The sequence below is a fragment of the Klebsiella sp. 4_1_44FAA genome, assembly GCF_000238715.1.
Taxonomy (GTDB): domain Bacteria; phylum Pseudomonadota; class Gammaproteobacteria; order Enterobacterales; family Enterobacteriaceae; genus Klebsiella; species Klebsiella pneumoniae.
The window spans coordinates 1-767 of the sequence record NZ_JH414850.1 but is presented as its reverse complement, the minus strand read 5'-3'; the positions used below and the strand labels follow the sequence as shown (position 1 = coordinate 767).

The following is a 767-nucleotide window of genomic DNA, read 5'->3' as shown; positions in this document are numbered from 1 at the left end:
GGGGCTGCACAGGGTTTTATTGATTCCATTTTTACACTGATGAATGTTCCGTTGCGCTGCCCGGATTACAGCTGTGTCAGCAGCGCGCAAAGTCGGTTAATGTCAGTTTCAAAACGTTCACCCGGGGTGAAATCGCGCATCTGGTGATTGATTCCACCGGGCTGAAGGTCTTCGGTGAAGGCGAGTGGAAAGTCAAAAAGCATGGCCAGGAACGCCGCCGTATCTGGCGTAAGCTGCATCTCGCCGTTGACAGTAAAACACATGAAATCATCTGCGCTGACCTGTCGCTGAACAATGTGACGGACTCAGAAGCCTTCCCGGGTCTTATCCGGCAAACCCACCGGAAAATCAGGTCAGCCGCCGCCGATGGCGCTTACGATACCCGGCTATGTCACGATGAACTGCGGCGTAAGAAAATCAGCGCGCTTATCCCTCCCCGAAAAGGTGCGGGTTACTGGCCCGGTGAATATGCAGACCGTAACCGTGCAGTGGCTAATCAGCGAATGACCGGGAGTAATGCGCGGTGGAAATGGACAACAGATTACAACCGTCGCTCGATAGCGGAAACGGCGATGTACCGGGTAAAACAGCTGTTCGGGGGTTCACTGACGCTGCGTGACTACGATGGTCAGGTTGCGGAGGCTATGGCCCTGGTACGAGCGCTGAACAAAATGACGAAAGCAGGTATGCCTGAAAGCGTGCGTATTGCCTGAAAACACAACCCGCTACGGGGGAGACTTACCCGAAATCTGATTATTCAACAAGCC

1 pseudogene is annotated in these 767 nt (G+C 53.8%); it reads left to right on the top strand.

Going from position 1 to position 767, the window contains the following annotated elements:
- Positions 1–713 (top strand): annotated as a pseudogene (locus tag HMPREF1024_RS0127975) (IS5-like element IS903 family transposase); the annotation flags it as partial.
- Positions 714–767 lie beyond the last annotated feature (54 nt).